Source organism: Collinsella aerofaciens (genome assembly GCF_015554145.1).
GTDB lineage: Bacteria > Actinomycetota > Coriobacteriia > Coriobacteriales > Coriobacteriaceae > Collinsella > Collinsella aerofaciens_AA.
Genome location: NZ_JADNHZ010000010.1, coordinates 82385 through 90244 on the forward strand (window position 1 = coordinate 82385; position 7860 = coordinate 90244).

Consider the following 7860-nt stretch of genomic DNA (forward strand, 5'->3'; position numbering starts at 1 on the left):
CTCTAAAAAGAACTTCCTAGACATAAAAAATGAGGGCCGTCGGTTGCGCTCGACGGCCCTCATCTTCATCAGCCGCCCGTTATCGTACGGGCTAGCTGTATGTGCTAACCCGCATCAGATAATTACTACGCTGATAATGTTTAGCTGATGCGTGAACATGTCTAAGAAATCCTCTTCAATCATGATGCGAACGATCCGTGCGTGTTCACATCCCCCAGTGGATGAAAAGCAGTATGAAACTTTAGTTACCTAAAGTCAACGCAAATTTGTAATGAATTTTCAACTTTTTTGAAATTCTCGGTATAAAACGCCACTGACCTCGGACTTTACCGAACGACAGTTTTTGCTTGAGAGATGCCCCTCGGGAGCGGGGCGGGCGCCTGCCGCCATATATGAACTTTCCTGCTCGGACAGTCCTGCTCACGACGGAGGCCACATTAAGTGGCCTCCTGTTCGTGCGGAACTCGCGATAAAGTTCATATATGGCGGCAGGCGCCCGCCCCGCCCCCGAGGAGCTCCCATCCCAAATGTGCGGAGCAAAGCTCCGCACACCATCTTTTTCTTTCAGCTAAAGCACGCCGGAAATTCGACGCAGCTGGCTAACCTTGCCGGACGTTGTCGACGCCAAACCAGCTCAGAAGCTATATCGATACAGAAAGGTCCCCGGACGGAGGGGCCGGATATAAGGTTTATCGCGAGTTCCGCACGCAAAGAAGGCCACTTAATGTGGCCTTCGTCTTGCGCAGGACTGTAGAGCAGGAAACCTTATATCCGGCCCCTCCGGTCGGGGACCGCACCCGTATGACTACAGCGTCATGTTCGGATCGGCATCGACGTCGAACGGCGAGATTTCGCCTCGGTCGAATTTACGGCGGGCAACCTCTGCGATCATGGCGGCGTTGTCGGTGCACGCCGAAAGCGGTGGCACCGTTACGCGGATCCCCTGACGCCCAAGCTTCTTGATCATCATCTCGCGCAGATGCGGATTAGCCGAGACGCCGCCGCCGATGCAGTATTCCTTGCATCCGGTGGCATGCAGGGCGTTTTTGGCCTTCTTGTACTGAACGTCAAAGACGGCTGCCTCAAACGAAGCCGCCAGATCGGGCAGGTGAATCGTGCGCCCGGCCTTGGTCTCCTGCTCGATGTAGAGCGTCACGGCCGTTTTAAGACCCGAAAGCGAGAAACGATAGTCTCCCCTGCTGTTAAGCGCGCGAGGAAAATCGATCGCGCGGGGGTTGCCCGTCTCGGCCAGCTTGGAGATGATGGGGCCACCGGGATAGCCCAGACCCAACGCCTTGGCTACCTTGTCGAAGGCCTCGCCCACAGCATCGTCGAGTGTCTCACCAAGTACCTCGTAGTCGCCCCATGCCTTCACGTGCACGAGCATGGTATGACCGCCCGAGACGAGCGTGAAGATAAACGGCGGCCTGAGATCGGGCTGCGCCAGCAGGTTGGCGAACAGATGGCCCTCCAGATGGTTGACGCACACGAGCGGCTTGCCGGCGGCATAGGCAAAGCCCTTGGCGAAGGCGACGCCCACTACCAGAGCACCCACCAGGCCCGGACCCTGCGTCACGCCAACAGCGGCGAGTTCGCTCGGCGCGATGGCTCCACCCTCAAGACCAAGCGATGCTGCGGCATCCTCGAGCGCCGCATCCACGACACTCACAATCACCTCAACGTGTTTGCGCGAGGCGATCTCGGGCACCACGCCGCCAAAGCGGGCGTGAAAATCAATCTGTGTCGACACCTGGTTGGCCAGCATATTGCCATCCGCATCGATAATCGCCACGGCCGTCTCGTCGCAGGAGCTCTCGATAGCGAGCACTAGGCGGCGGCGCTCAATTTCGGCACGCTCCCCCTCGGAGCGCCCAGGCGCAGGCAGCGGCCATACGCGCTGCTCTGCCGCCGTCGGCTCGGGCGAAGCATTATCGACCGGAAGCACCAGGGGCAGCGGAGCCGTCATGACAATGGCGTCCTTGCCGGCACCATAGTAGCCGCGGCGCCGTCCTGCCTCGGTAAAGCCCAGAGCGTTATAAAGCGCGGTCGCTCCCTCGTTACCGTCCTCGACCTCGAGCGAAGCCGTAGTGCAGCCAAGCATCTGGGCATCATAGCTCACGTGCGACAGCAGCTTGCGGGCAATGCCCTCACGGCGATGTGCCGGGTCGACGGCGACATCCAGAATCTGCACATCACCGTCCACGACCATACCGCCGGCAAGGCCCAGCAGCTTGCCGTCGTCGTGTGCCACCCACCAACTACGCGGCGCAGCGACGTCCTCGCCCAGTTCGGACAGGAACATGCCCGGCGTCCATGCCTCGTGTCCGGCACCTTCAAAGCAGGCAGCCTCCAGCGCGCTCGCGCCCTCGGCATCCGCCGCGCCCATGGGACGGAACTGCAGATGACGACCGGCGAGCTCATCGGCAACACCCGTAATTTCGCTCTGCGCACTCTCGGCAAGACCAAGACGCTTGCGCTCGTTTTCCTCGGCATCCGAAAGGCGCGTGTAAATCGGCAGGACGCGGGCCGGATCGCCGTCACCCGCAGCGTGCGCGAGCAGCAAGCCCTCGCCCGAAGGCCACCACAGGTCGCGCTCCACGCAGCGGGCGGCCTCGTCCTCACCCAGCAGCTTGCCATAGCGCACGAGACCGTCACCGGTCAGCTGAACCTGGCCCCAGTCCGCTGCTCGGCGCCACTCATCGAGCGCCACGGCGGCCTTGACCACGTGTTCGCGCTCAAATTGACGCTCGGGACCCTCATCGACCAGCATATACAGCGCCGGATATACCTCACCGCGCATAGCATCGGCCAAGATACCAAGCTTGCCGCGCACGCCAGCCTTCCACGCCGTCCAAGCGCAAGCGTCGAGCGTCGACACGCCCAGCAGCGGAACATTGGCACCACGCGCGAGGCCCTTGGCAGTGGAGATGCCGATGCGCACACCCGTAAAGGACCCCGGGCCGCGGCCGACCACATAGCAACCAACATCGCTGCGATCCAGACCGGCTTGAGCCAGCACGCCATCAACGGTATTCACGAGCTCAACGTTGGCGTGACGGCGACACATGTGGTCGCCACTCACGAGCTTCGTCTCACCCGTCTGCCCATCAATCCAGCTTGCCGCGCAGGCAAGCATGTCGGTCGAGGTATCGAGCGCCACCACCAGCGCGTTGTCGTTATGCAAGCTCATCTTGTACAGCCTTATCAATCAAATGGGAAAGCTCCATTGCGCGGTCACCGTGCGCCTCGAGCGTTATCGTTCGCACATCGCTGTCGCCCTCATCACGCCTGAGCGTCACCGAAAGATACTCATCCGTCAGCTCGTCCTGGAATTGTTCGCCCCATTCCAGCAGGCAAGCACCCTCATAGCCCAGCACATCGAAAATGCCCGTATCCTCGAGCTCGTAGGCATGCTCCAGGCGGTATAGATCAAAGTGAAACAGCGGAATACGACCTTGATCGTGGACGGCCATGAGCGCAAACGTAGGGCTCGTAACCATATGCCCATCGCCCAGCCCGCGCGAGACGCCCTTGGTAAAGTGAGTTTTGCCCACTCCCAGGCCACCGGTCAGGATGAGCACATCGCCGTCCTCAAGGCACGGTGCAATTAGCTCGCCAAAGTACTCCGTATCGGCAGCGCAAGTCGTTTTGTAAATACCTACCCCCAGGCGCTCCAGGGACATACATGCTCCTTATTATTCCGAGGCGTCCTCTGGCGCGGGATGTCGCTCCAGATAGTCGCCCAGCATCTTAAAGTCTTCCTCCAGCAGCTCCTGCCACGCCGGATTGCGCAGCGCTGCTGCCGGATGGAAAGTGGGCATCACCACAAAGTGCCCCATCTGATGGAACCTGCCGCGCAGCTTGGTAATGCCGATCTCGGTCTTGAGCACAAAGTGCGTTGCGGGGTTGCCGAGCGTCACGATGATATCGGGCCAGATGCTTCGAATCTGCTCGCGCAAAAACGGTGAGCAAGCCAGCACTTCCTCGGGGCGCGGATTGCGGTTTCCCGGCGGGCGGCACTTAAGCACGTTGGCAATGTAGACGTCTTCGCGTTTGAGCCCCGCCAGCGACAAAATGCCGTTGAGGTCCTCGCCTGCCGCCCCCACAAAGGGCTCGCCCTGCAAATCCTCATTGCGGCCCGGCGCCTCGCCAATAAACATCACGCGAGCGCGGGGATTTCCCACGCCAAACACGATATTGTGACGCGACTGGTAGAGCTGGCAGAGGTGACAATCGCCCAGAACGGCCTCAATTTCCTCGAGTGCGACCTCACGTGGTGCCTGATGGGTATGGCCGGGGATGTGCATGACGCCCATAGCGGCTCCTACACGTAGACCTTGTCGAGACGCATGCCAAAGCCGCAGGCGACCTCGTAGTTAATCGTTCCGCGCAGTCGGGCCATCTCGTCCATAGTGATCTCGGCGTCGCCATCGCGGCCGACAATGATCATCTCGTCACCATACTCGGCCTCGGGAATCTCGTGTGCCGGGTTGGACTGAATGGCGACCATAAACTGGTCCATGCAGATATTGCCAACCTGATGCACGCGCTCGCCGCGATACAGCACATCCATACGATTGGAAAGCGTACGCGATAGGCCATCGGCATAACCGATCGGCAGCGTGCAGATCTGAACGCGCGTACGCGGTACGCGGTAGGTAAAACCGTAGCCCACGCCCTCGCCCATCGCAGGGTGTGCCACGCGCGTCACGCGCGCATGGACGCTCATAACGGGATCAAGCTGCATCACGCGGCCACTCAGCTCGCACGGCTGCATGCCATACAAGCCGACGCCGGCGCGAATCATATCAAAATGCATCGAGGGGTCGAGCATCGAGGACGGCGTGTTGGCGCAGTGCACGATACCGCACTCAAAGCCCGCATCCTTAATGGCCTGAACGGCCTCGGTAAAGCGCTGACATTGCAGTTTGTAGTCCCAGCCCGAAGGTTCATCGGCCGTGGCGAAGTGCGTAAATACGCCGTCGCACTGAATACCGCGATGGAAATTTATACCGCGGACAAAGTCGAGCACCTGCGTGTAGTGAACGCCGATACGATTCATGCCCGTCTCGATGGCGAGATGATACTTGCCCACTTTGCCCGCCGCGACGGCACATTCGCCATACGCAAGAGCAAAGTCAGACGTATAGACCGAGGGCATGATATCAAACTCGAGCAACGTCGGAATGGCCTCGATAGGCGGCTCGCTTAGGATGAGGATGGGTTTCGTAATCCCGCCCTGTCGGAGCTCAACGCCCTCGTTAACCGTCGCCACGGCAAACATGTCGGCACCGGCCGAATACATGATCTTGGCGCACTCAACAGCTCCATGACCATAAGCATCGGCCTTGACCACGCAGCACAGGCGCTGACGTGGATTCAGCAAGTTCTTATAGGCCCTCGTGTTGCGACGGAGCGCCCCGCGGTCGATCTCGACCCAGGACCAGCGCGTCAAATCGGCTTTATTCATGATTAGTCATCCGACCCTTCGTCCATGATTCCCAGATCTTCGAGCGCATCCTTTGCCGCCAGCTCCATGGCAGGACCGATCAAGTCGATAAGATCGGTCGCGATAACGCTCTTCTCACCATACTCCGTCGCCGCAGCAAAACCGGCGTAGCTGTGAAGTGCAACGGCGTACGAATACAGCAACTCCCAACGATCCATCTCGTCGCGCATGGTGGCAAGCGTGCCGGCCAAAATACCCGCCAGAACATCACCCGAACCGGCAGTTGCCAGAGAAGCCGGACCCGAGAGCGGCAGCAGCACGCGCTCAACGCCACAGATAGCCGTCGTCGGCCCCTTGGCAATGACCACCAGATTGTCGGAGCCTGCAGCCCAGACAACCTTCTGCGCGGCCGCAATCGCGGTACCAAGGTCGTTCACCTCGTCACCGGCAACCAGGCGCGAAAGCTCACGATAGTGCGGCGTCATAACCAACGGCTGCTCGCGGCGATACATCTCGGGGTTACTATCAATACCGTCAATGGCAATCTTAGCAAGGCAGTTGAGTGCATCGGCGTCCAAAATTAGCGGTACATCAAGCTCGAGCAAGCCCGAAACCACCTGCATAGCGCCAGCAGACGTCGTGATACCGGGACCGCACAGCACGCAGCTGTACTTCTTTGCGATCTCGCACACCGTCATGCGCGCAGCAGCGCCAAAGGAGCCGCGGGAATCAGACGGAATAGCAAAGACCGGAATCGAAGGAAGTGCCATGCGAATGAGATTGGCGCAGGCGTCAGGAGCCGCGACTGCCACGTAACCAGCACCCGCGCGAGCTGCAGACTTGGCCGCCATAATGGCAGCACCAGGATATTGCGCAGATCCGGCGACAATAAGCACAGAGCCACGGGAATACTTATCGATATTCGATGGTAGCGGAGCAAAGTAATCAACTAAGTCACCGGGCTCGACAATCTCGGCGGCGTGGTCGACATCATCGATGACCTCGTCAAGACGGTCGTAAAGATTGCCGCAGATCAAATCGCCAGCATACTCAGGACCATCAGCGCTATACAGACCAATCTTGGGCGCAATCATCGTCACCGTGCGCTCGGCACGAATGCAGTCGTCATCAACAACGCCCGTCTCTGCATTCAGGCCCGAGGGGACATCAATGGATACGACACAATCGGCGCATTCATTGACCGTAGGAATCCAAATGGAGAACGGCGCACGCAGATTCCCGTGGAAACCGGTACCAAAAATGGCATCGACAACAACATCGGCCTTATCGATCAAAACCTCGAGTTCATCACGCGAGGGGCCGACGCAAACGTGCACATCGCGGCCGGCAGTACGACGAGCAACATGACGTGCCAGAGCAGCAGGAATCTCATCCGGCTCAACCGGAGAAACGATATCCACGTCCACACCCTTATGGCTCAGGATATCGGCGGCAACCCAACCGTCGCCGCCATTATTACCAAAACCGACCAAAACGAGAACCCGATCGGGATTGAGCTTCAAGACCTCGTTAGCGGCAAACTCACCCGCTAGCTCCATAAGCTCGGCCTTCGAAGTCCCTTCGCGTTCGATGATATCCTCGAGACGAACGACTTCTTCGGTACTCAAAACCGGTTTCATCTATGCTCCTAGCGTATCTTGCGAAGCATCGCCCAGGTGCTCCGTCAATGCTGAATTCTGCAGCTGCTCGAGCTCATCTAATACAGAGCGAGCCTCTTTAAATGTCTGCGCAACGCGTTTCTTGGTGCTCACCTTTTCATCTTTTGGCTTAGGCCGAGCATCTTCGGTAATCGCGATGGCATTCGCAACGGCCAAGTCTCCCGTAAGCGTAATGGAAAGAGCGACCTCAACAACACCCAGTTCTTGAGCGATCTCGAGAGCACGGCCCGAAAGCAGCGCCTTCGGTTTGCCGAGTTTATCGCGCGTTACCGAAACATCCTTGCGACCCACGCCTTGACTAAAACCCGTGCCGAGAGCTTTAAGCACCGCCTCGCGCGAAGCAAAGCGGCTCGCATAGTGAGCAGCGGGACGCGATGATGCATCGCAATACGCACGCTCTTCTTCGGTAAACACACGCCGAGCAAACGACGGCGTCTTTTCAAGAATAGATTTCATGCGGGAAATCTCGACGATATCAACGCCGATACCAGCTTCAGCCATGTTCACCTCCATATTGCACAGACTAAGCTATTGTAGCCCGTTCACAGAAGATGCGACAAACGAGGGTTATAAAACACAGCTACTATGTGAGACAAAAGCCCGTAAACGCAAAAAAGGGGGAGGCCGCGAGGCCTCCCCCTTTTTCAGTTTCGATGACGGCTCGGTGCCGTCCACCGGTCAGCGGCGCCCTGGCCTCCCACGGGCTGGCCCCGCAGTACTCTCGGCGCGATG

At 58.9% G+C, this 7860-nt stretch carries 6 protein-coding genes; all 6 read right to left on the reverse strand.

Translation table 11 applies throughout. The features are described from left to right. Window positions 1-805: 805 nt before the first annotated feature. From tsaD to acpS, 6 genes are read right to left on the reverse strand one after another with little or no spacing between them, the layout of a single operon-like run. Entirely contained in the window at window positions 806-3190 is a 2385-nt protein-coding gene (tsaD, locus tag I2E13_RS05565) for a tRNA (adenosine(37)-N6)-threonylcarbamoyltransferase complex transferase subunit TsaD (protein WP_195404432.1), read from the reverse strand. After that, complete coding sequence (gene tsaE / locus I2E13_RS05570; protein ID WP_118377319.1) at window positions 3177-3683, reverse strand: tRNA (adenosine(37)-N6)-threonylcarbamoyltransferase complex ATPase subunit type 1 TsaE; 507 nt, start codon at window positions 3681-3683, stop codon at window positions 3177-3179. Before tsaE ends, tsaD begins: the two co-directional genes overlap by 14 nt. 12 nt (window positions 3684-3695) lie before the next feature. Continuing rightward, on the reverse strand, window positions 3696-4316 hold the full coding sequence (locus tag I2E13_RS05575; protein ID WP_006235848.1) for a uracil-DNA glycosylase: 621 nt from the start codon (window positions 4314-4316) through the stop codon (window positions 3696-3698). A gap of 8 nt (window positions 4317-4324) precedes the next feature. Beyond that, complete coding sequence (alr, locus tag I2E13_RS05580) at window positions 4325-5470, reverse strand: alanine racemase (protein ID WP_035137770.1); 1146 nt, start codon at window positions 5468-5470, stop codon at window positions 4325-4327. A gap of 2 nt (window positions 5471-5472) precedes the next feature. Beyond that, window positions 5473-7089 carry an NAD(P)H-hydrate dehydratase gene (locus tag I2E13_RS05585; RefSeq protein WP_195404433.1) on the reverse strand — a complete coding sequence of 539 codons (1617 nt, stop codon included), beginning with the start codon at window positions 7087-7089 and terminating at the stop codon, window positions 5473-5475. Beyond that, a complete protein-coding gene (gene acpS, locus I2E13_RS05590; protein WP_117655164.1) occupies window positions 7090-7629 on the reverse strand; it encodes a holo-ACP synthase in 540 nt (179 codons plus the stop codon). Window positions 7630-7860: the final 231 nt, after the last annotated feature.